The 26,024-nt window shown below is 53.8% G+C and carries 18 protein-coding genes and 1 riboswitch; of the genes, 12 read left to right on the top strand and 6 right to left on the bottom strand.

What is annotated here, in order from left to right:
* Positions 1-25 precede the first annotated feature (25 nt).
* The 5 genes from RT644_RS07885 (at position 26) to RT644_RS07865 (ending at position 5,871) form a co-directional block, all read left to right on the top strand.
* On the top strand, positions 26-1,333 hold the full coding sequence (locus tag RT644_RS07885; RefSeq protein WP_313626326.1) for a sugar ABC transporter permease: 1,308 nt from the start codon (positions 26-28) through the stop codon (positions 1,331-1,333).
* A gap of 10 nt (positions 1,334-1,343) precedes the next feature.
* Positions 1,344-2,195, top strand: coding sequence for a sugar ABC transporter permease (locus RT644_RS07880; RefSeq protein ID WP_020454348.1), 852 nt, complete (start codon positions 1,344-1,346; stop codon positions 2,193-2,195).
* Between the two features lie 4 nt (positions 2,196-2,199).
* Positions 2,200-3,399, top strand: a complete 1,200-nt coding sequence (locus RT644_RS07875) for an arabinogalactan endo-beta-1,4-galactanase (protein WP_313626325.1) — start codon at positions 2,200-2,202, stop codon at positions 3,397-3,399.
* 30 nt (positions 3,400-3,429) lie between these two features.
* A complete protein-coding gene (locus RT644_RS07870; protein WP_313626324.1) occupies positions 3,430-5,487 on the top strand; it encodes a beta-galactosidase in 2,058 nt (685 codons plus the stop codon).
* Between the two features lie 66 nt (positions 5,488-5,553).
* Complete coding sequence (locus tag RT644_RS07865; RefSeq protein ID WP_313626323.1) at positions 5,554-5,871, top strand: glucose PTS transporter subunit EIIB; 318 nt, start codon at positions 5,554-5,556, stop codon at positions 5,869-5,871.
* Between the two features lie 223 nt (positions 5,872-6,094).
* On the opposite strand, the gene RT644_RS07860 is transcribed toward RT644_RS07865, so the two are convergent.
* Complete coding sequence (locus tag RT644_RS07860) at positions 6,095-7,360, bottom strand: maltoporin (RefSeq protein ID WP_313626322.1); 1,266 nt, start codon at positions 7,358-7,360, stop codon at positions 6,095-6,097.
* Between the two features lie 268 nt (positions 7,361-7,628).
* On the opposite strand from RT644_RS07860, the gene RT644_RS07855 reads away from it, so the two are divergent.
* Together RT644_RS07855 and RT644_RS07850 are read left to right on the top strand one after the other, a co-directional pair.
* On the top strand, positions 7,629-8,702 hold the full coding sequence (locus RT644_RS07855; RefSeq protein ID WP_020454343.1) for a LacI family DNA-binding transcriptional regulator: 1,074 nt from the start codon (positions 7,629-7,631) through the stop codon (positions 8,700-8,702).
* A gap of 760 nt (positions 8,703-9,462) precedes the next feature.
* A complete protein-coding gene (locus tag RT644_RS07850) occupies positions 9,463-14,220 on the top strand; it encodes an autotransporter outer membrane beta-barrel domain-containing protein (RefSeq protein ID WP_313626321.1) in 4,758 nt (1,585 codons plus the stop codon).
* 552 nt (positions 14,221-14,772) lie between these two features.
* Here the strand turns inward: RT644_RS07850 and RT644_RS07845 are convergent.
* Positions 14,773-15,606, bottom strand: a complete 834-nt coding sequence (locus tag RT644_RS07845) for a hypothetical protein (RefSeq protein WP_313626320.1) — start codon at positions 15,604-15,606, stop codon at positions 14,773-14,775.
* A 34-nt stretch (positions 15,607-15,640) separates the two neighbouring features.
* Complete coding sequence (locus tag RT644_RS07840; protein ID WP_313626319.1) at positions 15,641-16,624, bottom strand: radical SAM protein; 984 nt, start codon at positions 16,622-16,624, stop codon at positions 15,641-15,643.
* 791 nt (positions 16,625-17,415) lie between these two features.
* Positions 17,416-17,512, top strand: a riboswitch (TPP riboswitch).
* A 34-nt stretch (positions 17,513-17,546) separates the two neighbouring features.
* Here RT644_RS07840 and thiM point away from each other — a divergent pair.
* The 4 genes from thiM to RT644_RS07820 all read left to right on the top strand — a co-directional run bounded on the left by thiM (position 17,547) and on the right by RT644_RS07820 (position 21,723).
* Positions 17,547-18,329 (top strand): hydroxyethylthiazole kinase, encoded by a 783-nt coding sequence (gene thiM / locus RT644_RS07835; RefSeq protein WP_045510757.1) that lies wholly within the window; start codon positions 17,547-17,549, stop codon positions 18,327-18,329.
* Entirely contained in the window at positions 18,326-19,126 is an 801-nt protein-coding gene (gene thiD, locus RT644_RS07830) for a bifunctional hydroxymethylpyrimidine kinase/phosphomethylpyrimidine kinase (protein WP_313626318.1), read from the top strand. The genes thiM and thiD overlap by 4 nt, the downstream gene beginning before the upstream one ends.
* Positions 19,127-19,276: 150 nt before the next feature.
* A complete protein-coding gene (gene fbaB / locus RT644_RS07825) occupies positions 19,277-20,329 on the top strand; it encodes a class I fructose-bisphosphate aldolase (RefSeq protein WP_020454334.1) in 1,053 nt (350 codons plus the stop codon).
* Between the two features lie 239 nt (positions 20,330-20,568).
* Positions 20,569-21,723: a mandelate racemase family protein gene (locus RT644_RS07820; protein WP_313626317.1), complete on the top strand. Its 1,155-nt coding sequence runs from the start codon at positions 20,569-20,571 to the stop codon at positions 21,721-21,723.
* A 207-nt stretch (positions 21,724-21,930) separates the two neighbouring features.
* Here RT644_RS07820 and yegS read toward each other — a convergent pair whose 3' ends face one another.
* From yegS to RT644_RS07805, 3 genes are all read right to left on the bottom strand, one after another.
* Positions 21,931-22,830 (bottom strand): lipid kinase YegS, encoded by a 900-nt coding sequence (gene yegS, locus RT644_RS07815; protein ID WP_313626316.1) that lies wholly within the window; start codon positions 22,828-22,830, stop codon positions 21,931-21,933.
* 250 nt (positions 22,831-23,080) lie between these two features.
* A complete protein-coding gene (gene yegQ / locus RT644_RS07810; RefSeq protein ID WP_020454331.1) occupies positions 23,081-24,442 on the bottom strand; it encodes a tRNA 5-hydroxyuridine modification protein YegQ in 1,362 nt (453 codons plus the stop codon).
* Positions 24,443-24,559: 117 nt separating this feature from the next.
* Entirely contained in the window at positions 24,560-25,291 is a 732-nt protein-coding gene (locus RT644_RS07805) for a tetratricopeptide repeat protein (RefSeq protein WP_313626315.1), read from the bottom strand.
* 233 nt (positions 25,292-25,524) lie between these two features.
* Here RT644_RS07805 and RT644_RS07800 point away from each other — a divergent pair, with 233 nt between their 5' ends.
* On the top strand, positions 25,525-25,989 hold the full coding sequence (locus tag RT644_RS07800) for a helix-turn-helix domain-containing protein (protein WP_020454329.1): 465 nt from the start codon (positions 25,525-25,527) through the stop codon (positions 25,987-25,989).
* Positions 25,990-26,024: the final 35 nt, after the last annotated feature.

Genomic DNA, 26,024 nt, shown 5'->3' with positions numbered 1-26,024 from the left:
TCCCGTTGTTGAAAAGGAGTCGTACGTGATTATCAGTCCCAGCGAAAATTTTGCCAAAACGCATGGCGCAGGGCGGCATGCGTGGTGCGGGCTGCTGCTGGCCGTTGTGCCGGGTTTTGGTCAGTTTTATCACCGCCAGTGGTTAAAGGGCCTTATCTTCCTGGTGCTGCTTAGCAGCTTTATGGGCATTTTTTACGATTTTCTGCGCGAAGGATTGTGGGGGTTATACACGCTTGGCGAAGAAGTCCCGCGTGACAACTCCATTTTCTTGCTGGCGGAAGGGATTATCAGCGTACTGATCATCGCCTTTGGCGTGATGGTCTATTACCTCTCGCTGCGCGATGCGTGGATAAACGGTAAAAAACGCGACGCAGGAAAGCCGCTCAACAGCGTACGCAAGCAGTACCAGTTGTTACTCAGCGACGGCTTCCCGTACCTGATGATCACGCCAGGCTTTATTCTGCTGGTGTTCGTGGTGATTTTCCCGATCCTCTTCGGTTTCGCCATCGCCTTCACTAACTACAACCTTTACCACACGCCGCCGGCCAGGCTGGTGGACTGGGTAGGGTTAAAGAACTTCGTCAACATCTTTACCTTGTCGATCTGGCGTTCGACCTTCCTGGATGTGCTGCAATGGACGGTGGTCTGGACGCTGTTGGCCACCACGTTGCAGTGCTCCGTTGGTGTACTGCTGGCGATTCTGGTGAACCAGAAAGATCTGCGCTTTAAGCCGCTGATACGCACCATTTTTATCCTGCCGTGGGCGGTGCCTGGGTTTGTCACCATTCTGGTGTTCGCCGGGATGTTTAACGACTCGTTCGGCGTGATTAATAATGCCATTCTCGCGTTCTTCGGCATTGCGCCGAAAGCGTGGCTGACGGATCCGTTCTGGACCAAAACGGCGTTGATCATGATGCAAACCTGGCTCGGTTTCCCGTTTGTTTTCGCCATGACCACCGGCGTGTTGCAGGCTATCCCGGACGATTTATACGAAGCGGCGAAAATGGATGGCGCGGGCACCTGGACGCGGCTGCGCACCATTACGCTGCCGCTGGTGCTGTACTCGATTGCGCCGATCATCATCACCCAGTACACCTTCAACTTTAACAACTTCAACATCATCTATCTGTTTAACAACGGCGGCCCGGCAGTTGCGGGGGCGAACGCGGGTGGGACGGATATCCTGGTGTCGTGGATTTACAAGCTGACGATGTCTTCCTCGCAGTACGCGATTGCGGCGACCATCACCATTTTGCTGTCGATTTTTGTCGTCGGTCTGGCGCTGTGGCAGTTCCGCGCGACCAAATCCTTTAAAAACGACGACATGGCATAAGGGAAGAAAAATGGCTCAATCACAAAGTATCCGCCGCGAGAAGTGGATCCGCCTGACGCTCTCCTGGCTGGTTATCGCGCTGGTCTCGCTGATGATTATCTACCCGCTGGTGTGGACGATTGGCGCGTCGCTGAACGCCGGTAACAGCCTGCTCAGCACCTCGATAATCCCGGAAAACCTTTCGTTTCAGCACTACGCCGATCTGTTTAACGGCCAGGTCAATTACCTGACCTGGTACTGGAACTCAATGAAGATCAGCCTGCTGACGATGGTGCTGACCTTAATCAGCGTCAGTTTCACCGCCTATGCCTTTTCCCGCTTTCGTTTTAAAGGGCGGCAGAACGGGCTGATGCTGTTTTTGCTGCTGCAGATGATCCCGCAGTTTTCGGCGCTGATCGCCATTTTCGTGCTGTCGCAACTGTTGGGCTTAATCAACAGCCATATGGCGCTGGTGCTGATTTATGTCGCCGGAATGATCCCGATGAACACCTATCTGATGAAAGGCTATCTCGATGCCATTCCGCGTGACCTGGATGAGTCCGCACGCATGGACGGCGCGAGTAACTTCCGCATTTTTATTGAGATCATCATGCCGCTGTCGAAACCGATTGTGGCCGTGGTGGCACTGTTCTCTTTCACCGGGCCGCTGGGGGATTTCATTCTCTCCAGCACTATTCTGCGTACCCCGGACAAATACACGCTGCCGATTGGGCTTTACAACCTGGTGGCGCAAAAAATGGGCGCCAGTTACACCACCTACGCGGCGGGCGCGGTCTTGATCGCCGTTCCGGTGGCCATTCTTTATCTGGCACTGCAAAAGTACTTCGTCTCCGGCCTGACCTCCGGCAGCACCAAAGGATAACCACATGAAAAGATTTGCACCCGCTCTGCTTGCTGTCTGTCTTGGTAGTTTGTCCGCCAGCACCTTTGCCGCCGACGCGTTAAAGACGCGTCCTTTTAGCGGCATGCCCGCCGATTTCATCAAAGGCGCGGATATTTCAACGCTGCTCGACGCCGAGAAACACGGGGCGAAGTTTTATAACGAAAATAACCAGTCGCAGGATGCGATCGCCATTCTGAAAGCCAACGGCGTCAACTATGTGCGCTTGCGGTTGTGGGTGGACCCGAAAGATGCGCAAGGCCAGGCCTATGGCGGCGGTAACAACGATTTAGCCAGCACGCTGGCGCTGGCGAAGCGGGCGAAAGCGCAGGGCATGAAACTGCTGCTCGATTTCCACTACAGCGATTTCTGGACCGATCCGGGCAAGCAATACAAACCGAAAGCCTGGGAAAAAATGGATTACCCGCAACTGAAAACGGCAATCCATGACTATACCCGCGACACCATCGCCCGCTTTAAGCAGGAGGGCGTGTTGCCGGATATGGTGCAAATCGGCAATGAGATCAACGGCGGCATGCTGTGGCCGGAAGGCAAAGGTTGGGGGCAGGGCGGCGGTGAGTTTGACCGGCTGGCGGGCTTGCTGAATTCCGCTATTGACGGCCTGAAAGAGAACCTGAAGAACGGCGAACAGGTGAAAATCATGCTGCATCTGGCGGAAGGCACCAAGAACGATACCTTCCGCTGGTGGTTTGATGAAATCACCAAACGCAACGTGCCGTTCGATGTCATTGGCCTCTCTATGTACACCTACTGGAACGGGCCAATCAGCGCATTGCAGGCCAATATGGACGACATCAGCAAGCGCTACAACAAAGATGTGATTGTGGTGGAAGCGGCCTACGGCTATACGCTGGCGAACTGTGATAACGCGGAAAACAGCTTCCAGGCGAAAGAAGAAAAAGAGGGCGGCTACCCCGGCACCGTGCAGGGGCAATATGACTATATCCACGATTTAATGCAGTCGGTGATGAATGTTCAGGGCCATCGCGGCAAGGGTATTTTTTATTGGGAGCCGACCTGGATTGCCGTTCCCGGAAATACCTGGGCTACGCAAGCGGGGATGAAATATATCAACGACCAGTGGAAAGAGGGGAATGCCCGCGAAAACCAGGCGTTATTTGATTGCCAGGGGAAAGTGCTGCCATCGGTAAAAGTTTTTAATTAATTTTGGTGTGGTAAATTTCAGGAATTCATTATGAATAAATTTGCGCCTTTAAGCCCGAAGGTTGTCTCGCTATTGCATGGCGCGGACTATAACCCGGAACAGTGGGAAAACTATCCCGATATTATTGATAAAGACATTGCCATGATGCAGCAGGCAAAATGCAATGTGATGTCCGTCGGCATATTCAGCTGGTCGAAACTCGAACCGCAGGAAGGGGTATTTAATTTCGCCTGGCTGGATGAGGTCATCGATAAATTATATGCCGCCGGTATCCATATATTTCTGGCCACACCAAGCGGCGCGCGTCCGGCCTGGATGTCGCAAAAATACCCGGAGGTGTTGCGGGTCGGGCGCGATCGCGTTCCGGCGCTTCACGGCGGGCGGCACAACCACTGCATGACCTCGCCGGTGTACCGGGAAAAGACGCTGAAAATCAATATGCTGCTGGCAGAGCGCTATGCGCACCATCCGGCGGTGCTGGGCTGGCACATTTCCAATGAATACGGCGGCGAATGCCACTGCGCGCTGTGTCAGGAGAAATTCCGTGGCTGGCTGAAAGCACGTTATCAGACGCTGGACAACCTCAATCACGCCTGGTGGAGCGACTTCTGGAGCCACACTTACAGCGACTGGTCGCAGATCCAGTCACCCGCGCCGCAGGGGGAAGTCTCCATTCACGGGCTGAACCTCGACTGGCGGCGTTTTAACACCGCGCAGGTAACCGATTTTTGCCGCCATGAAGTGGCCCCGCTGAAAGCCGCCAACGCGGCGCTGCCGGTGACCACCAATTTTATGGAGTATTTCTACGATTACGACTACTGGCAGCTGGCTGAAGCGATCGATTTTATCTCCTGGGACAGCTACCCGATGTGGCACCGGGATAAAGACGAAACGGCGCTGGCTTGCTACACCGCCATGTATCACGACATGATGCGCACGCTGAAAGGCGGCAAACCGTTTGTGCTGATGGAGTCGACGCCGAGCGTCACCAACTGGCAGCCGACCAGCAAGCTGAAAAAGCCGGGAATGCACATTCTCTCGTCGCTGCAGGCGGTGGCGCACGGTGCCGATTCAGTGCAGTACTTCCAGTGGCGTAAAAGCCGTGGTTCGGTCGAGAAGTTCCACGGCGCGGTTATCGATCACGTCGGGCATCTGGATACGCGCGTGGGGCGTGAAGTGTGCGCGCTGGGCGACATGCTCAGCAAACTCACCCCGGTAATGGGGTGCCGAACCGATGCCCGCGTGGCAATTATCTTCGATCAGCAGAACCGCTGGGCGCTGGATGACGCCGAAGGGCCGCGCAATAAAGGGCTGGAGTATGAAAAAACGGTTAACGAGCACTATCGACCGTTCTGGGAAAAAGGCATTGCCGTGGATGTGATCAATGCCGATGCCGATCTCAGCCGTTACCAGCTGGTGATTGCGCCGATGCTGTATATGGTGCGCGACGGTTTTGCCGAACGCGCAGAAGCGTTTGTCGCGGCGGGCGGTCATCTGGTGACCTCCTACTGGACCGGCGTGGTCAATGAAAGCGATCTCTGTTATCTCGGCGGTTTCCCTGGCCCGCTGCGCAAATTGCTGGGTATCTGGGCAGAAGAGATTGATTGCCTGGACGACAACGAGCGCAATCTGGTACAGGGGCTGGCGGGTAACGAGGCCGGATTACAGGGGCCGTATCAGGTGCGCCATCTGTGTGAGTTGATCCATACCGAGAGCGCGCAGGCGCTGGCAACCTACCGGGATGATTTCTACGCCGGGCGACCTGCCGTGACGGTCAATCATGTCGGCAAAGGCAAGGCCTGGCACGTCGCATCACGCAACGATCTCGCCTTCCAGCGTGATTTCTTCGCCAACATTATTGAGGAGTTGAAGTTGCCGCGCGCGTTACAACACGATTTGCCGCCGGGCGTCGTTGCCACGGCGCGTACGGATGGCGAAAGCACGTTTGTCTTTATTCAGAACTTTAGCGCCCAGCAGCAGGTGATAACGCTGCCTGACGGTTATCAGGATTGTTTATCCGGTTCGTCGGTCAGCGGCGCGATGTCGCTGACTCCCTGGGATTGCCGGGTTATTCGCCGTAACGCATAAGTGAACCTTCCGCGCCTGCCCATTCGGGCAGGCGTTTTTTTATCTGCTGATTATCAGGAGACTATTATGGTGAGTCTTAAATCCTTCCTGCACTACTTCTCTGAAGCGAAAAATGCGGCAAAAACGCCGATTAGCGAGGGGGAATTGCAGAAAATCCAGCGACTGGCGCAAGCCTTTGGTGGCGCGCGGAATATTGCGCATGTGGATGCCTGCTTAACCCGTTTGCGCGTCACGGTAAACGATCTGGCTATTGTCGATTCTCAGGCGCTACAAAATGAAGGGGCGCTGGGGGTGATTATTCTTGGGCAAGAAGTTCATGCTATTTTTGGCAAACAGTCTGACGCGCTACGTAAATTGCTTGATGAACATTTCTCCTCTCGCTAATAGATAAAAAAAGGGATACCTGCATGGGTATCCCGAAATAAAACAGTGGCAACTTTGCTCAGTTTGCGGAGATAAAATAAATAATGATGTTACTCGTTAATACAGACAACATGGTGCGTTATCCTACTGCGGCATAATAGTTTCCCGGTATTGGCTTATTAGAATAAATCGCCAGAGCAAACAAATTTAACCAACAAAGCGATAACGTGCAGGATGAAGCGTATTACCACCAGGCCTCAACCTGAACACCGAAGTTCCAGGTATTATTTTTCGTTCCGTCTTCAAATGATTTTCCGTCTTCCGAATCATTTAAATAGGAAGCGAAAAGGCGTAACTCAGGACGAGACATAAATTCTGGGCCATCCGTCAGACCGACAGCAAAAGTATATTTCTCGCCGCTCTGTTTGTAGTGAGTACCGTTTTTATAATCATCTTTCTGGTAGAAACCGCCGACTTCACCTATCAGGCGTACATAATTGGTGAGCTGATACTGAGCGCGGCCAACCAGCGAAACCAGATGTGTTTTGTCGGTGTATTCGGTAATGTCGTTGGCTGAACCGTATGTCAGCACGTGGTTCAGCGAGAACTTATCGGTAATCGGAATCAGACCGGTGTTAATCACGCGATAGCCGCTGGCGTCATTAACGTAGTGCCACATGTCGTACCAGCCGCCGCCCTGCGACACCATGTTCTGCGCCAGACCTTTGTTGGCGTATTGCAGCACCAGCTTGTTGTAACCGCCAAACATATCCTGGCTGATTTCACCGGTTACCATCACGCCATCATCGGCTTCATACAGGCCGCCATATTGTTTCTGTTTTTTGGTCGGGTTTGGCATGGCGTAATCAACGCCGAACTCGGTCCACGCGCCTGACCACGGTTTCCAGCCCGCATAACGCAGGTCGATGTAGTTGATGTTGACGTCGTTATCGTTATCCACGCGGTAATCGACATCGTTGGCGTCGCCACGGATCCACGCCACGGATACTGCGCCCGGGCCTAAGGTGTAGTTTTCAACGCCTGCGCCGGAACCGGAAATGTTCCAGTATTTGGTATCGATAATGTGCAGATCGTGGCGCTGGTAGTAACGTTTACCGCCCCAGATCACCGCGTTGGGATCGTTAGGGATAAGCCCTTTGATTTGCAGGTTTAACTGGCGCAAACCGAATTGGGCATCATCGCCAATGGTGGTTTCGTTATCGTTGGAGCCGTCGGAAACCATGCTCACCATGGTGTCGAGGTAAAAGCTCACTTCGTCTTTTTTATACACTTCCGAGCCCAGTTCCACTTCCCCGTAAGTATCAGATTCGTTACCGAGGCGGCCGAGTTTGTTTTTCTGCCACTCCACCTGTCCGCCATCGCCCGATACGCCTACGCCGCCGCGCAGGTAACCGTGAAAGTCGATAGGCACCGATGAGGCGGCCAGGATAGATGGTGAAGTCAGCGCAGCGGCTAACGCAAGTGTGAGAGTGCGTAGCGTAGTGTTCATATCATTCCTCTTATTGTTTTGTATTACGTTCACATAAACGCAGTCATAAAATGCCTAAATGTAAAAACAGGCAAACTAACGATTGCAAATGTGTGATTAAGTGCAAATAAATCAGCGTTTTTTGTTACAGGTAGCGAATTCCTTCACAATGTTCGCTATTGTGAGCGTGATACTTATTTGGCAAAAAAGAGACGAGGGAAAGTGTGGTGAGCGTTTTTTTAGATGGCCCCTGTTACAATCGGCGCATAACAACATAAGGAACCGGACCATGAAGTCTAAAAGTGCGACGTTAGAAGACGTTGCCCGCCATGCGGGTGTCTCCTATCAGACCGTGTCCAGGGTACTCAACAAATCTGCCAATGTATCCGAAGCCACGCGTCTCAAGGTTGAGAAATCCATAGAGTTATTGCGCTACGTCCCCAACAGGCTGGCTCAACAGTTGGTCGGCAAGCAGAGCCAGACCATTGGGCTGGTGACCACTTCGCTGGCGCTGCACGCGCCATCGCAGGTGGCCGCGGCGGTAAAACGCTACGCCAACCTCGATGGTTACCAGGTGCTGATCTCGATGATTGATGAGAACGTCAATCATGATATCCAGTCTGCTATCAACGAACTGAAATCACAGCTTGTCGATAAAGTGATCATCAACGTGCCGCTGGAGACCGAACAGGCGCAGCGCATCGCGTCTGACAACGATGATATCGTCTGTCTGTTTCTCGATGTTGATCCTTACAGTTCGGTGTTTAACGTTTCGTTTAATCCGGCAGACGGAACCCGTGCCAGCGTCAAACACCTGTACGATTTGGGGCACCGGGAGATTGCCTTACTGGCCGGACCGGAGAGTTCCGTCTCTGCGAAGCTGCGCCTGAAAAGCTGGATCGAAACCCTTAACGGCTATGGACTGAAACCGGTGATGGTTTTTCACGGTAACTGGGACGCGCAGAGTGGTTACGCCGGTGCGCTACAGATGCTGCGTGAAACGCCAAACTTTACCGCCGTGTTGGTAGGTAACGACCAGATGGCGCTGGGCGTATTAAGCGCGTTTCATCAGCACCAGGTGGCGATCCCCGGTGAGAAATCGGTCATCGGTTACGACGACACCTACGAAAGCTCGTTCTTTTATCCGGCGCTGACCACCGTCTCGCTGGATCTTGATTTACAGGGTAAGGAAGCGGTTCGGCGGCTACTCGACAGCGGTCACGGCGATGCCACTCGCAGCTCTTCGGTACTGCCGGCGCGGCTCATTGTGCGCCATTCCACCGGGGCACTGCAGGCGCAGGGCACCAACCTGCAAGAGATTGCCCAGCAACTGCAAGCCATTGCGCACAAGTTATGGAAATGATCGCGCTTTAATGTCGCCTGTCACCCGGCATGTGTGCCGGGTGATATCACCGCACCGGTTCACTTTACAATCCCTTATTCCGTCTTTCCGCCATGTCTATATTTTCGGGCTTGCGCTGAGGCTGCATTTATTTTCGGATTTTTAATTTTATTAATTAACAGAAAAATAACAGGCAACTTGTTAATATTTCTCAATTCATTGAATGCAATAAACGGCAAGTAAAAAATGCTCTTGCCTGGTAGCGGTTCATCAATTTGCTGTTAAGATAACACTTGCGTGAGGATTAATGTCGACGTTTTAGTGGAAGTGTTATTAAGCGTTTACTTAACTGATAAACATCTTGTGGTCTTAGCGGTAACAGTAAATTGGATATATTTAATATTTTAACTTTCGGGCGTTATTTTTCGATGTAATAGCGTTTTATTTTATCTATTCCATTAATTTATCTTCCACGACTGTTACGAATTGTTCAGTTGGTGTCGTGGTGCGTTCGCATTAGCTGTAGGGCACTCTGCCCGTATTTGACCGGAATAGATTACAGGAACGCTTATTTTTAAATATAAGGAAGTTCTATATGGAAAGGATGGGGAAACCTAATTCAGGTAAGTTAGTACCGCAATTCTCTGTAACCTCGCAACCCGGCATGGCTCACTACCCACTAAATAGCGTGCCGAATATGAAAACCCCGCTTACGCGCCTTTCCTGCGCAGTGAGACTTACCTTTCCAATACTCCTGTTTTTTACGGGCATTCCTTATGCAATGGCCGTAAATATTACGCAAAACACCCTCTACGATAAGCCGGTTAACGATATTAATGATGGCCTTAACTTCACTTCGAATAGCGGTCTGGAAATTACCGCCGGGGCTGGCACCGTGAATGTCACAAACGTCGCAGGTCCGTATGCAGTAGAGATGGACAACGCTTATTTATGGTTACATGGCGGTTCGCTTAATGGTGCAGGCGATCTGTTTTTGAAGGGGCAGTCGCAGATTCAGTTCGGCGGAGCACAGATCGGTGGTGTCCCCGCCTTGACAAACGGATACGGCGGCACATTTACATTCGGAAATCTTGTGACAGGCGCCGGTGCTGGCACGTCAACGGCTATCAATATTTATGATGCGCAGTCGGTAATCGTGGCCAGCAGCATCAACTTGCAGTCTGAGACAAGCCAGTATGTCCAGACTGGCGGCACGACCACGGTGGCGCATGATATGTCAATTTCACCCAGTGGCGGCGCGGCGAGTGGTGGGTTGTCGGTTAGCGGTTCTGCGATCCTGAATGTAGGCGATAATCTCACCGCCAATCTCGCTGGCGGTGGCATAGGGTTACATATTGCCGATGGCGCAACCGTCAACGTTGGCGGCGATTTAACGCTTTCTAATAATCAATTACTCAATGATATCAATACGGTTGCGGAAAACGCATTAATTCGCAATGCGGACGTGCATGTTAACGGTGATATGAACCTTAACGGTACGCATGCCGGCGACACGGCCTGGCAAATACATGGCGGTTCTTCCGGGCAACACGTGGTAATCGACGAAAATATGAATCTCAATGCCTCGGCCACCGGTAATAACATGAAAACGGTACTCGGTCATAATGCCTGGGTGGAAGTGGGAGAAAATATTAACCTTAGCAGCGTATCTGGAGCAAATAACACCCTTTATATTGGCGATGCATTAACGGATGAACTAAATCACATTCGGGCAAGTCGCATCATTATGAGTGGAGCTGGTAATAATAAAGTCATTTTTAATAATGATTTCTCAACGCAGCCGAATGATGATGGCTATATTTTTAATATGCAAATATTGGGTGAGGGTGGTGTTGAATATCAGTCGGGGCATACCACGCTCGGTTTAGAGTCAGATTATAGTGGTGATACAGTAATTAGCGGCGGTTTAGTCACCATTAAACATACGAAAGCGCTGGGATCAAATACTATAACAATTAATACCGACGCCAACGACCGGTCGCAAGGTCTGGAAATTGCCGGGATGGAACACTATGCCTTCACCAATAGAATGATCGGCACGGGTATGACTACCGTATCAGGGGATGTCATCATTTTTATTAATAAAAACACCTATGCCGGAATGTGGAATATCACCGGAAAAGCAGCGGCCAGTAAGGATTTATTATTCAGTAATAACGCCTTTGGCACGGGTACTATGAATGTCGATGCGAGTGGGGAATTCACTGCGCAAACAGACGCTGCTTTCGAATTTAATAATCACCTGACCGGTACGGGCGACTTTATCGCCGATAATAACCATAACTCATTTAATTTTACCGCTAATGTCGGACGTGATTTTTCCGGCGATGTCTATCTCAGGAATAATGATTTTCTGCTGGGTGGGGTCAATACCGCCGCGCTCACCCAGGCCACACTGCATGTTGAAAACGGCAACACCACTACCGTTGGCACAGGCACCCAGTCGATTGGCGGTCTGGCTTTCAACGGCGGCACAATGGTGTTTGGTGATATCGACTCCCTGCCTTTGGTGGCGGCGGCCGGAAATGTGGATTTGTCCGGGCGGGGCACAATTCAGATCAGCAACAGCAGCAGCTTGCAAAATACGTCACAGACGCCGGATACCAGCAAACCGCTCCTGCAACAGGATGAGTCCGGTGTTGCGCTCAGGCTAGTAGAAAGCCAGCAAGCCGTGACCGGCGCCGGCGGAAATTTGCTGCTCGTCAATGAACATGGCCAGGCTGTTTCCGCGGAAACGGAGCACGATGTTATGCAAAATGGCCAGACGGTGGCGAAAGGGCACTATGACTATCGTCTTACCAGCGGTAGTGGCGCGGATGGTATGTATATCAATTACGGGCTGACTGAGCTTGAACTGCTGGCGCAGGGCAATGACGCCCTGACATTGAATGCCGACGGCAACAGCGGTAACGCCGCCGATCTGAGCGCGAAAGTCAGCGGAAGCGGTGATTTACAAATTAATACCGATACCGCGGTTTCATTATCCAATCGGGATAACGACTACACCGGCGTGACGCGGATGGTGGCAGGTGAGTTGCGCTTAGCAAACGATCAGACTCTGGGCAACACTTCATTGGTCGACATGGCCTCCGCAACGGTGCTGGACATTCATGGCTACCAGCAAACTCTGGGCGCGGTGGAGAGCCAGCAGGGATCGCGGATTGATCTGGCGGGCGGCAACCTGACGGTGACCAACGGCGGCGATATCGCTGGTGCGCTTACCGGCAGCGGCGCGTTGAATTTCACGGGTGGGCAGATGGCTATCCATGGTGACAATACCGCGCTCAGCGCCGACATCACCATAAAATCGGGGGCGTCAGTCACCCTTGATACTCCCAGGGGGCTGGGGACCGCGGGCATCGACAACCTCGGTTTTCTCAAATTTTACGGCGCCTCCGGTCTGTTTGAAAATCAGCTCACCAATAACGGCATCGTTGTGCTGAACGGCAGCGACATTCAATTTTCTGCGGACAACACCCATTTCGGCGGGACGGTTGAGATTCGCGACGGCAGCCAGCTTACGGTGAATACAGGAAATCAGCTGAGCTCCGCTTCGATAATCAATGACGGAACGCTTCGGCTGGTGACTAACGATGACTGGACAGTACAAAACAGCGTGACCGGTTCCGGCGGGCTGGAAAAAAGTGGCCCCGGTCTCATTACGCTCTCGCAGGCTGCCGCGCTCTACAGAGGCGAGACGAATATCCGGACTGGCGGTGTGAAGTTTGGCTCCCCCGAGGAGCCGTTTACGCTTGAATCATCGCACGTCAATATCTATCAGGGCGCGGAGCTTATCGGCAACGGCGCGGTCGCGGGCGATGTCACGAATGCCGGCACGTTGTCGATTGGAACCGGGAAGCAGTCTGCACGCGCGGCCGGTGCTGCCGCAGTGAGCGATGTTTTAACCATTAACGGCAACCTGAGTAACAGCGGCACGGTTCAGATAGGTACGGCCAACAGCGGCAAAGCGCCGGGTAACCAGCTGGTAGTGAAAGGAGATTACCAGGGCAGAATCGGTTTGATTAATTTCAATACCGTTCTGGCGGATGACAGCGCCGCAACGGAAACGCTGCGCGTGGAAGGGGGTACCAGCGGTACGACTATGGTCAGCGTTAACAATGTTGGCGGCACGGGCAGGCAAACGCTGAACGGGATCCGGCTCATCCAGGTTAATGGTCGCTCCGCCGGGCGATTTACCCAGCTGGGGCGAATTGTCGCAGGCGCGTATGAATACAGGCTGGTGCGCGGCAACGGACAGGATCGTGCGCACTGGTATTTAAGCAACCAGATGCAAGAAATCATACCGCCTGATCCGGAGGACCCGCCGGTCGACCCCGAAGATCCACCGAACGAGCCGGAGCAGCCGCCGACTGAACCCGGTCAGCCACCGTCTGAACCCGAAGATCCACCGAGCGAGCCGGAGCAGCCACCGACTGAACCCGATCAGCCGCCGTCTCAATCCGAAGATCCACCGACTGAACCCGGTCAGCCGCCGTCTGAGTTACCCGCACCTGACCCGGCGCCACCGCAATCCACTAAGCCGGTAAACCGGCCGGAAGGGGGAAGCTACACAGAAAATCTGGCGGCAGCCAACCGCATGTTTGCCATCCGTTTGCAGGATAGCGAGACCGATAACGCGCAGCAGGGCGATACCGCAGAGAGCAGCATGTGGATGCATCAGGCGGGAACACGTAACCGCTCGCGCGACGACAGCGGGCAATTGAAAACCGCGTCGACTCAGTACGTAATGATGCTCGGCGGCGACCTGGTACAGTGGCGCGACGGTCGCCAGGGGCGCGGGCGTGTGGGCGTCATGGCCGGGTACGGAAACAACCACAGCCACACGCACTCGACCGTCAGCGGTTACGACGCTGACGGTCGGGTAAATGGCTACACGGTAGGTGCATACGGCGCATGGTATGCCGACGATGTGAATAAAACCGGTCTGTATGTGGGAAGTTGGGCGCAGTATAGCTGGTTCAGCAATTCCGTCAGCGGTGAGGAACTCGCTACCGAGGCGTATCACGCCAAAGGCGTCAGTGCGTCCGTTGAAACCGCCTGGAACTGGAAAGCCGCTGAGTTTTCCGGCAGCAATGGTTCGCGGACAAACTGGCACATCCAGCCGCAGGCGCAGGCTATCTGGATGGGAGTAAAAGCTGAAGATCACCGTGAAGCAAACGGCACGCGCGTGAGTGGCAAAGGGAGTAACGCGCTACAAACGCGGCTCGGGATCCGCAGTTGGTTGAACAGCTATGGCGGGCGTGATAATGGCAACGGGCGCACGTTACAGCCGTTTATCGAAGCCAACTGGATCCACAATACCCGACAGTTCGCCACACGTATGGATGATGAAAGAATCAGCCAGGCGGGCGCGGAGAATGTCGGCGAAGTGAAAATCGGCATTACCGGCAGGTTGAACCCGCAGCTGAGTCTGTGGGGCAATGTCGGCCATCAACTCGGCAGCAAAAGCTATAGCAGTACGCAAGCGACCTTGGGTGTTCGTTATGAATTCAAATAGTTGCCTGTACACTTCTCTTTGTAAGGTTTGCCCGCATGTGGTTCTTATGCAGGAAGGCCGGTTTACAACACCGGGCGGGCGCATTATCCTGAGTGGCGGTTACTCAACGGTTAACCACAACATATTGATTTTTAAATGACTTGGGGTGCCCTTCTTTGTGAAGGCTGACAAATACCGTACCACCTGATCTGGATAATGCAAGCGTAGTCCTGGCATTTATCCTTATATAAATCAAAAAATTATTACTTCATTTTGTTCCGTTTTGTCCAGCCGTAACACATGAGGCTGAACAAAACGGGACACCAAATTCTACGGCACACCATTAAACGTAACGGGATCTATTACGTTTGCTTTCGCCTGTCAATGATGAGGCACGTCGCTCATCAATACTGTCGGCGAAGCTCATTGGCCCCATTCCACTGGCGTCGTGCAGGTGCAGGGAATCAACTTGCAGGAGTTCGCCAGCAGTTGCAGGCAATTGCGCATAAGCTGCGGAAGTAAGCTAATGAAGCGCTACCTGCATCGTGCCGGTAGCGCTTTATTTTGCTGCGTTTACTGTGCTTTTGGCGTCAGTTTCAGAAAACGCATCATGCCGGGACGGCGTTCAGAAGTCAGCAACAGGCGGTTGTCGTCGGTAAAATCGCGTAGTTCAGGGAGATTGCTGGTTTCGCGCTCAACGCGTTGAATGGTTTCAATCCCGAAATAGCGCGCGGCATTTCGCAGAAATGCACTGTATTTATTAAGGAAATCGTCCATCCAGTGGTGAATTTCAATGATCACCGTGCAGGATTTCAGCAGCGCTAAAATTTCATCGGTCAGCAGTTCAAATTCGAAGCCCTCAACGTCGACCAGCACCAGTGCGTTCGCCAGATCCTGCGCGTGCAGGGCAGCAAAACTGGCAGCATTGGCTTCGCCAAGGATCGTCAGCTCGCCAACCGAGCGGTTCTTTTTCCAGTTTTCCGCAATGACGGCGCGGCCTTTTTCCGTTTGCTCAAAACAGATGGTTTTACCAATCTTGCCGGAAACCAGCATGCCGATGGCGTAGTAGCCGTCGGCGGCACCAATATCGATAAAGGTTGCGAAGCGACCTGCTTCTGTCGCCTCAATCAGATTCAGGATCTCTTTTTCATACAGTCCCAGGCACTGGGAGCCGAGATCGAGTTTTCCCCACCAGGTATCGCGATCGAGCTGTAGTCCTTTGAACGGACCATATTTTACCGTGCCCCGCAAAAGATCGAATACTTCTAATGACATACGTTCCTGGCGTTCACGAATCGTCTCGCGACGCCAGTTCTCTCGCTGCTCCAGAGTTGATTGCTGTACGCGTTCCAGCATCGGCTGGAAATAATCCGCTTCCGCTAAAATAAATTGTTCTACGTTGTTCATTTTCATTATCACCTGAGTGCGATTAGGCGCTTATTCACAAAGATTGCAAAATACGTTTACGCTCGGCGTCATCTTGCTGGGGCGTATAATCCGGCACCGCGCACGAGGCGCAAATGCCTTGTTTCAGACCAAAATCAAACAGCCCGCGACGGAAACCGCTCAGGGTTTTGGACGCGTAAATATCAAAAATGGAAGAGGTGGCGACATTGCCCGCCGGTGCGAGATTGGTCTTATCGTCTAAAAAACTCTCGCAGCAGGGTTGTACGGTGCCATCGTAAAAGATGGTGAATTCACGAAACGGTTTGACGCAGGGACTGGTACGAATGGTTGCCGACGCAGCATGATCGGTCAGCACACCTGCGCGGTTGGTGCCATATTTACGCCAGTCCGGCCACTGAATTTTGATTTGTACGCCGCGATGGCGAAAGAGAATTGACGTCGAATTGATCACATCATCAACGCTGAAATCCGGATATTTATGGCCACACTCCAGCTTATCCAGCAGTTTGGTGACGCGACGACGGATCGCCGCAGGGGTCTGCGTGACATTCGATGAAGGGTGCAGGGTAACGCAAATATTATTTAACCCGCTGTCAGCAAGTGTGCTCAGGCGTTCAATATCGAGAAAATCGCCGTTGCTGTTAAAAGCAATATGGCTGTAGGGCAGTGCCTCTTTAATCAGGCTAATTTTGTGCTCCAGATCCAAATCCAGCAGTGGTTCGTTATAAAGATTCAGCGAAATGCGATTTTCATAGCGGATTGATGCCAGTTCGCTGCAAATCTTCTTCAGCGCGTCCATATTCATATAACGCTGAAGTGCCTGGCGGTTTGAGAAACTCACCGGGCAATAATCGCATTTACGGTTGCAGTTATACGATAGCTCCAGGTTGATGATTTCCACGTGACGCTTAAACATGATCTGCTTCTGTTCCGTGGTCAGCGTTGCGCTGCGTCGGCTGTCCAGCAGGTTCTTAATGCTCTCATCTGACGCAAAGCTAATCTGCTCAAAATAATTCATGTACATTCTCCTGCCGCAACCGTAGGGTGATAAAACCCGTGCTTAGAACCTTTGTAACGCATTGATATAGAGGGCTCTATTGCCCCATCATGCCGATGAGCTGTCAGATGCCGTGTAATGTTATCGTCCTGCTGGCTGAAAACCTGAGGCCGCAGCCCGGCAATAAATTTTTCTTAGGCGCGGCGCAGGTATGCTTTTCCAGTTTCAAGCTGGTGGTAGTTTAACGTTGGGACAGCGGCGGCGAAGGGGGTAACAAACACGTATTAATGAGCTTTTTCTGCGCTTAGCTGACAAAGGTGACGGCGGGGGGCGGGAAGAGAATGTGTCGGTTTAAGGTGGGTTTGAACTACTTTTTTGTTGCCAACACAGGTTGCAATAAAAAAGTAAGCGCAAGGCGAGGTAAGGATATTAAGACGGCGCGACATTTAATTATCTTATAACCTTAAACTAAATATCCTCTCTATATACCCCTCAGGTTTAAAGACAAACGCTATTTATCAACGGCAGTTCGTTTATTGTAGTGTGCACTGTTTCGCCTGGGGGCAAAATTTGCTGGCGTCTAATAAGCGAATATTGAATTGGTCTGTATTCGTTATAGTCTGCTGTTAGTTATTAATGACTTAGCTGGCCTAAACCATGTCGCTGAATCAGGGGGTATTCTGGCATTCATCGCCAAAGCGATCGTGAAAACTTCCTCCGGTTGGGGGGAGCGTAAAAAACAATAACCCTAAGGGCGCGCTTGCATCCGCAAATCACTTCCCCTAATCTGGCAAAAAGTACAGAGATTCAATCTACATGACTCGGGGTGCCCTTCTTTGTGAAGGCTGAGAAATACCCGTACCACCTGATCTGGATAATGCCAGCGTAGGGAAGTCAGATGCCTGCCCGGCATCCCTTCTTCACGCCGGGCAGGAGCGAAACCATGCAACCTGACCTGCTTGATCGTGTGCAACTCGCACATGCGTTACAGCAATTCCGCCGCCGTTCTCCCCTTGTGCACTGTATGACCAATGACGTCGTACAAACCTTTACCGCTAACGTGCTGCTGGCGCTTGGCGCATCGCCCGCGATGGTGATTGATAGCGAAGAAGCGCCGCAGTTCAGCGCCATTGCCGATGCCCTGTTAATCAACGTGGGTACCTTAACGCGCGAACGCGCCACAGCGATGCGCGCGGCGGTGGAGAGCGCGAATGCCGCGCATAAACCCTGGACACTCGATCCCGTTGCCGTTGGCGCGCTCACGCTACGCACGCAATTCTGCCAGCAACTGCTGGCGTTGCGCCCGGCGGCGATCCGGGGGAATGCTTCGGAAATTCTCGCGCTTGCCGGTATGAGCGCCGGCGGGCGCGGCGTGGATACCACCGACACCGCCAGCGCGGCACTGCCTGCGGCGCAGGCGCTGGCGCGACAAAGCGGAGCGATTGTCGCGGTAAGCGGCGAAGTGGATTACATCACCGATGGCCCGCGTGTGTTGATGGTGACCGGCGGTGATGTGCTGATGACGCGCGTGGTGGGTACTGGCTGCGCACTCTCTGCGGTGGTGGCCGCCTGCTGCGCACTGCCGGGCGATAAGCTGGAAAATGTCGCTGCGGCCTGTGCGTTTATGGCACAAGCCGGTAGCCTGGCCTGTGCGAAGAGCGCAGGACCGGGCAGTTTTGTTCCCGCCTTTCTGGACGCGCTGTACATGCTGGGAGGCAATGCATGAAACGCATCAACGCATTAACCATTGCTGGCACCGATCCCAGCGGTGGGGCGGGCATTCAGGCGGATCTGAAAACTTTTTCCGCGCTGGGCGCATACGGCTGTTCGGTGATCACCGCACTGGTGGCGCAAAACACCCGTGGCGTGCAGTCGGTGTACCGCATTGAACCCGACTTTGTCGCCGCACAGCTTGATTCCGTACTCAGCGACGTGCGTATTGACACCACCAAAATCGGCATGCTGGCGGAAACGGACATTGTTGAAGCGGTCGCGGAACGGCTGCGTCGCTACCAGGTACGCAATGTGGTGCTGGATACGGTGATGCTAGCCAAAAGTGGCGACCCGCTGTTATCGCCCTCAGCGGTCACTGCGCTGCGTCAGCATTTACTGCCACAGGTTTCACTTATTACGCCTAATTTGCCGGAAGCTGCCGCGCTGCTTGATGCGCCACATGCCCGCAGCGAACAGGAGATGCATGCGCAGGGCGAAGCGCTACTGGCGCTCGGCTGTGAAGCGGTGCTGATGAAAGGCGGTCATCTGGATGACGCCGAAAGCCCTGACTGGCTGTTCACGCGCGACGGGGCGCTGCGCTTTAGCGCCCCGCGTGTGAAAACGAAAAATACCCACGGTACGGGCTGTACGCTCTCCGCCGCGCTGGCGGCGCTGCGCCCGCGCCATGACGGCTGGGCATCCACCGTGGTGGAAGCAAAACAGTGGTTAACGGCGGCGCTCGTGCAGGCAGATACGCTGGAAGTGGGGCACGGCATTGGGCCGGTGCATCACTTTCACCAGTGGTGGTAAACCGCTATATGAAACGTGCCAGCAGATAATGCTGAAAAAAAGGCCAGCGGTGGAAAATCTGACAAGAGGGAACCAGGCTTATCTCTGCCTGCCGTCAGGCAGGTAAGGATAATCCAATTCGCTTTGCGCGAAGCTTACGGGAGCATAGCTATGACTGATATTGTGCAGTTACTTGGCAAAGACGCCGACAGCCTTCTGCAACACCGTTGTATGACCATCCCCGCTGACCAGCTCTATCTGCCAGGACACGATTATGTTGATCGCGTAATGGTCGATAACAACCGCCCGCCGGCGGTGCTGCGAAATATGCAGACGCTGTATAACCACGGGCGGCTGGCGGGCACGGGCTATCTGTCTATTTTGCCGGTCGACCAGGGCATTGAGCATTCGGCGGGCGCGTCGTTTGCCGCCAACCCGCTCTACTTCGATCCGAAGAACATTGTCGAGCTGGCGATTGAAGCCGGTTGTAACTGCGTGGCATCCACTTACGGCGTGCTGGCGTCGGTTTCGCGCCGTTATGCGCACCGCATTCCTTTCCTGGTAAAACTGAACCACAACGAAACGCTCAGCTACCCTACCGAATATGACCAGACGTTGTACGCCAGCGTCGAGCAGGCGTTCAATATGGGCGCGGTCGCCGTCGGGGCGACGATCTATTTCGGTTCAGCGGAATCACGCCGCCAGATTGAAGAAATTTCCGCCGCCTTTGAACGCGCGCATGAGCTCGGTATGGTCACCGTATTGTGGGCGTACCTGCGTAACTCATCGTTCAAGAAAGATGGCGTTGATTACCACGTTTCCGCCGATTTAACCGGCCAGGCGAACCACATTGCCGCCACCATTGGCGCCGATATTGTGAAGCAGAAGATGGCGGAAAATAACGGCGGCTACAAAGCAGTGAATTTTGGTTATACCGACGAGCGCGTCTACAGCAAGCTGACCAGCGACAACCCGATTGACCTGGTGCGTTACCAGCTGGCGAACTGCTATATGGGCCGGGCCGGGCTGATTAACTCCGGCGGCGCAGCGGGCGGCGATACCGATCTCGGCGACGCGGTTCGTACGGCGGTTATCAATAAACGCGCGGGCGGCATGGGGCTGATCCTTGGCCGTAAAGCGTTCAAGAAAACCATGGCCGAGGGCGTGAAGCTGATTAACGCCGTGCAGGATGTCTATCTTGACGAGAAAGTGACCATCGCCTGATTACCTTTTACCCTCTCCCTGGCGGGGGAGGGTAAATAATCCATCGCCTTTATTTCATCTTACCTGCGTCTCAATCCCCTGATTGCATCCCGTCTTTTTGTGAAAAACGTCACGCCGCGTCGTGCATATGTCTAAAAAATGTCCCTCGTTTAGCGAAACTTGCCCGAAGTTACGCGCTATTTTTGTGCATAATATTTATTTATAAAACGGCTTTTCAAAAAAAATATCAGGGAACCAGAATGAAAATTGAATCAGTAAACGTCACCGTGTTTCAGCATCCCACGCGCCGCGTTTCCGACAGCGCCGGGCACTCGCATCCAGGGCCGGAAAAACAGGCCAGCATGGCGATGCTGACGATCGCCGCAGACGATGGCAGCAAAGGCTATTCCTTTGCGCCGCCGGAAGTGGTGCGCCCGTTTGTGCTCAACGCTTTTTTTCGCAAAGTGATGCTCGGGCAGGATCCGTTTAACCGCGAGCGCATCTGGCAGGATCTGGTGCACTGGCAACGCGGCAGTGCGCATCAGTTAACCGAGCGCGCACTGTCATTTGTTGAACAAGCGCTGTGGGATCTGATTGGCCGCAAATTAAACATACCGGTATACAAGCTGCTGGGCGGTTATCGCCACAAAGTCCCGGCGTATGGCAGCACCATGTGCGGCGACGAGCTGGAAGGCGGGCTTTCGACGCCGGACGAGTACGCTGCTTTCGCCGAAAAACTGGTGGCGCGCGGCTACAAGGCCATCAAATTACACACCTGGATGCCACCGGTGAAATTCGCGCCGAACCCGAAAATGGACGTCAAAGCCTGCGCCGCGGTGCGTGAAGCGGTCGGCCCGGATATTGAACTGATGCTTGATGGCTACCACTGGTACAGCCGCACCGACGCGCTCTATATTGGCAAGGAGCTGGAAAAACTCAACTTCGCCTGGTTTGAAGAACCGATGGACGAAGCGAGCATGTCCTCTTACGCGTGGCTTGCGGAAAATCTGTCGATTCCGGTTATCGGGCCGGAAAGCCTGGGCGGGAAACACCATAGCCGCGCCGACTGGGTAAACGCGGGCGCCTGTGACATTCTGCGCGCCGGAGCCAACGGCGTGGGCGGCATTTCGCCAGCGCTGAAAGTGGCGAACCTGGCGGAATCGTTTGGCATGGATTGTGAAGTGCACGGCAACGGCGCGGCGAGCCTGGCGGTGATTGGCGCCATCCGCAACTGCCGCTGGTACGAGCGCGGTTTGCTGCACCCGTTCCTCGATTATGATCAACCGGCGGCGTACTTAAACAGCCTGATTGATCCGATGGATGAAGAGGGCTTTGTTCATCTGCCACAGCGACCGGGGCTCGGCGAGGACATCAATTTCGCCTATATCGAAGCCAATACCGTCAGCCACGACTGACAGATAATAAATACCCTTGTCATTCACTCTCCGGTTCGCTGATTTCAGCGGGGGGTTTAACCCCCTCGCTGCGAGATGTTCTCAAATTAATAAACTATGGGTTGCTGAGATAACCGTCAGTCGCAATGCAGCAAAAAAGGCCTGGCGGCGCTTGCGCTCACCGGGTCTGTCAATTTGCTTGCAACACGCTCGTAAGGCTGCGGCGCATTAACGCAATAACGGGCAATCCGGTGGCAACCGGCATTGCAGCGCATTCGGCACCACTTCAATACGAAACTGCTCGCCGCGCAGCGGTTCGCCGTCGAGATTAAACGTCATTTCATGCGGGGCATTAATTTCAAACCACGCCGATTTCCCGTCGACAATATGCGGGTTATCTTCCGGCTGTGTCAGCGTGGTGAACAGCGCGGGAAGCAGTTCATCACCGGTAAAAATCCGTAGCTGTAATAAGCCGTCATTGATCAGCGCCTGCGGGCAGAGCTGCTGTCCGCCGCCCGCCTGGCGGCCATTGCCGATGCCGATCACCAGTGCATCGCCCTGCCAGTGAAAATCCTCACCACTTATTTCGCAGCGATCCGCTTTCAGCATATCCATGCGCATCAGGCCGTGGATCAGATAGGAGACGCCGCCGAGCGCGGCTTTAAGTTTTTCCGGCGTTTCGCTGGTAATGCGGGTGCCAAAACCGCCGGTCGCCATATTGATAAAGCAGGTTTTATCGTTCACGCGGGCGATATCAATTGGCACCGCTTTGCCGACAATCGCCAGCTGTAAGGCCTTGTCCAGGCCTTCCGGGATACCGGCGCTGGTGGCGAAATCATTGGCGGTGCCGAGCGGCAAAATGCCCAGCGCCGGGATTGTCTCGCTTTTGCAGTTCACCAGCGCGGTCGCCACTTCGTTAATGGTGCCATCGCCGCCACCGGCAATCACCGTGGCAACGCCAAGCTGCTGCGCCTCTTCGACATAGCGCACCGCGTCGCCTTTTTCCCAGGTGACGCGCACCTGAATATCCATGCCTTCGTCGCGCAATAGCGTTACCGCTTCGCGCAGGGCTTCGTCCCCGGCGCTTTTACCGTTGAGGATTAACAAACTTGTGGGAAATGCGCTCATTCTTTTCATCCTGATTGAATTCGATGAGAAAAGTGTATCTCAGGAGAGAAAAGCGGGGAGAAAAAGCAGAGAAAGGATGAAAAAAAATCAGCCTGCGTAAGGGAGATTACGCAGGCTAAGGAGGTGGTTCCTGGTACAGCTAGCATTTATGGGTTATGTTTTTCAGCGAGAAGGATAATACCCGTATTAAACGGGGCGGTATGTGATCCGATTCTAAGATTTTTCGCGCCGAAAAAATAACCCTGCTCAATCACTTCGCGTGAGGATTGCGGGTTGACTGCCCGGTGAAATTGCGCATTAACAGCGCATATTCCAGCGCCATATCCTGCGGAACCGGCAGCCAGACCGTATAACCGTCTCCCGGCGCGACCGGCATGGCTTCGCCTTTGGCGTTTTCCATGTGCTCCAGCGTAAAGTTGACGTTGCCCTGCGGCGTCATCAACTCCAGGCTGTCGCCAACGGAGAACTTGTTTTTCACCGCGACGGCCGCAAGGTCGCCTTTGCGCTCACCGGTGAATTCACCGACAAACTGCTGGCGTTCGGAAACGGAATAACCGTATTCATAGTTCTGGTAGTCGTCATGGGTGTGACGGCGCAGGAAACCTTCGGTGTAACCCCGGTGCGCCAGGCCTTCCAGCGTCTCCAGCAGCGAAGTGTCGAACGGCTTGCCCGCTGCGGCGTCGTCAATCGCTTTACGATAAACCTGCGCGGTACGCGCGCAGTAGTAGAAGGATTTAGTGCGGCCTTCAATCTTCAGAGAGTGCACCCCCATCTGCGTTAACCGCTCAACATGCGCAATCGCCCGCAGATCTTTCGAGTTCATGATGTAAGTGCCGTGCTCGTCTTCAAAGGCGGTCATGTACTCGCCCGGACGCTGGGCTTCTTCAATCATGAACACTTTATCGGTCGGCGCGCCGACGCCGAGTGTCGGTTCAATGTTCTGCACCGGGATCGGTTCATGCACGTGTACGATATTGCCGATGGCATCTTCTTTGCCTTCCTGAACCTTGTATTCCCAGCGACAGGCATTGGTACAGGTGCCCTGGTTCGGATCGCGTTTATTGATATAACCCGAGAGCAGGCAGCGGCCGGAATAAGCCATGCACAGCGCGCCGTGCACGAAGATTTCGATCTCCATCTCCGGCACCTGGGCGCGGATTTCGGCAATCTCTTCCAGCGACAGTTCGCGGGAGAGGATCACGCGGCTCAGCCCCATTTGCTGCCAGAACTTCACGGTCGCCCAGTTAACGGCGTTGGCCTGTACCGACAGATGAATCGGCATCTGCGGGAAGTTTTCCCGCACCAGCATGATTAAACCGGGATCGGACATAATCAGCGCGTCCGGCCCCATATCCACCACCGGTTTCAGATCGCGAATAAACGTTTTCAGCTTGGCGTTGTGCGGGGCAATATTCACCACCACGTAAAACTGCTTACCCAGCGCGTGGGCTTCATTAATGCCGATTTGCAGGTTTTCGTGGTTGAATTCGTTATTGCGTACGCGCAGCGAGTAACGCGGTTGGCCCGCGTAAACCGCGTCTGCGCCGTAGGCGAAAGCGTAACGCATATTTTTCAGCGTTCCCGCCGGGGAAAGGAGTTCCGGTTTAAACATGATGTTCTCGTTCTGATGACAGGTCAGATAGCCTCACCGAAGTGAGGCCGCAGGGGAGTTCCCCTAAATTTAGGGCGGGAATTGTAGCGCCGTGGGGCAGGGGAGTAAACCCGCGCGTTAGTTCACGCGCAGGTAGGTGCCATCGGCGCTGACGTTATGGCCGAAACCGCAATTCGGCGCATCATCCGTTTTCATCTCCAGCGTGTTGAGATCCGCCGCCAGACTCAGCGAAATGGTGCATTGGGAAATGCCTTCATCACGCAAAATGATGTCGCCTTTGCCGTTTTTCAGCGTCACTTTTTCGCTGAAATCACCCATATTTGGCCCGGAGTACAGCCCCATGATGCCGAAATAAAGACCGGACCAGTCCGCCTGCCAGCTCTCTTTACCCTGTGGTTTAAGCGTGATGACTTCCCACTCGCTGCGTCCGGCGTACTGCCAGTATTCACCTGCGGCGGAAGCCGGTTTTGGCAGCGCCTGCAGCTTGTCCTGAATACGCGCGAGGTTATATTTCGACTTTTCGTCGTCCGGCATAATGGACAGCCACGCCTGCGCTTTGCGGTACTCGCCCTGGCGGATCAAGGTAAGCGCGACGTTGTTGTAGGCGGTGGCTATCAACACATCATTCGGTTTATCTTTGCCTGATTCGCACTGCTCCAGCCATGCCGCCTGTTCTTCGAAAGCCTCGCGCGCTTTGGGGTAATCTTTCGCTTTGTAATATTGATCGCCTTTTTTGGCGTAATCGGCGATTTTCGCGCAGTCTGCATCCATCTGTGCTTCGGTTAGCTCTGCCTGGCAGTTGAATGCGGCAAATAAGAGTGTCAGCGCACCGTAGTAGTATTTCCTCACTATCCCTTTCCTTTTATTGTTGTTAGGCCTGGCGGCTGACGAAACGATACTATGCCCCAGGCGGCAGCCATCATACAGAGGATTGCGCCGTTGTTCACTGAAGACATATTCACCGGAGTTATACTTGACGACAGGCCGTGTCAGGCTGCTGTCGGGTCGCTGTCAGGTGCGGATCGTGTTGCTGTCTGCGGGGTTGGGTGACACTACAGGCCGGATTCATCAGGAGAAAGAGTATGAGCGATAACAAAGTAAAAGCATTACGTCTGGCTCGGGCCTGGTCACAGGAACAACTGGCAGAGATGGCGGCGCTGAGCGTCAGAACCGTGCAGAGAATCGAAAATGGCGATCAGCCTTCGCTGGAAACACTCAGCGCACTGGCGGCGGTGTTTGGCGTCAGCGTCACCGAGCTTTCCGCGCAGAGCGAGGCCGGCGAAGAGGCGCTGGATAAACGCATCACCGCCGCGCGGGAGCAGCTCGACGCTGAAAGCAGTTTCTGGCGCATGTTGATCACCGCCGTTATCGTCTGCGTGCTGCTGTTTTTCCTCAACCGCAGCACCTCGCCGGAGAGCCATTGGTCATTGTGGGTGGCGGCGATTTGGGGCGGGCTGGTGGCGGTGAAAGGGTTGCGGATTTTTGTCTTCGCGAATCTGATTAGCCAGTGGCATAAGCAGCGTTTGCAGCGGTTGCTGCGTAAATAACTCGACCGGAGCGTGTCGGGCGCATGCGCCCGACA

The sequence above is a fragment of the Kosakonia sp. genome (genome assembly GCF_032104925.1).
GTDB lineage: Bacteria > Pseudomonadota > Gammaproteobacteria > Enterobacterales > Enterobacteriaceae > Kosakonia.
This window is presented reverse-complemented; position numbering and strand designations above follow the sequence as displayed.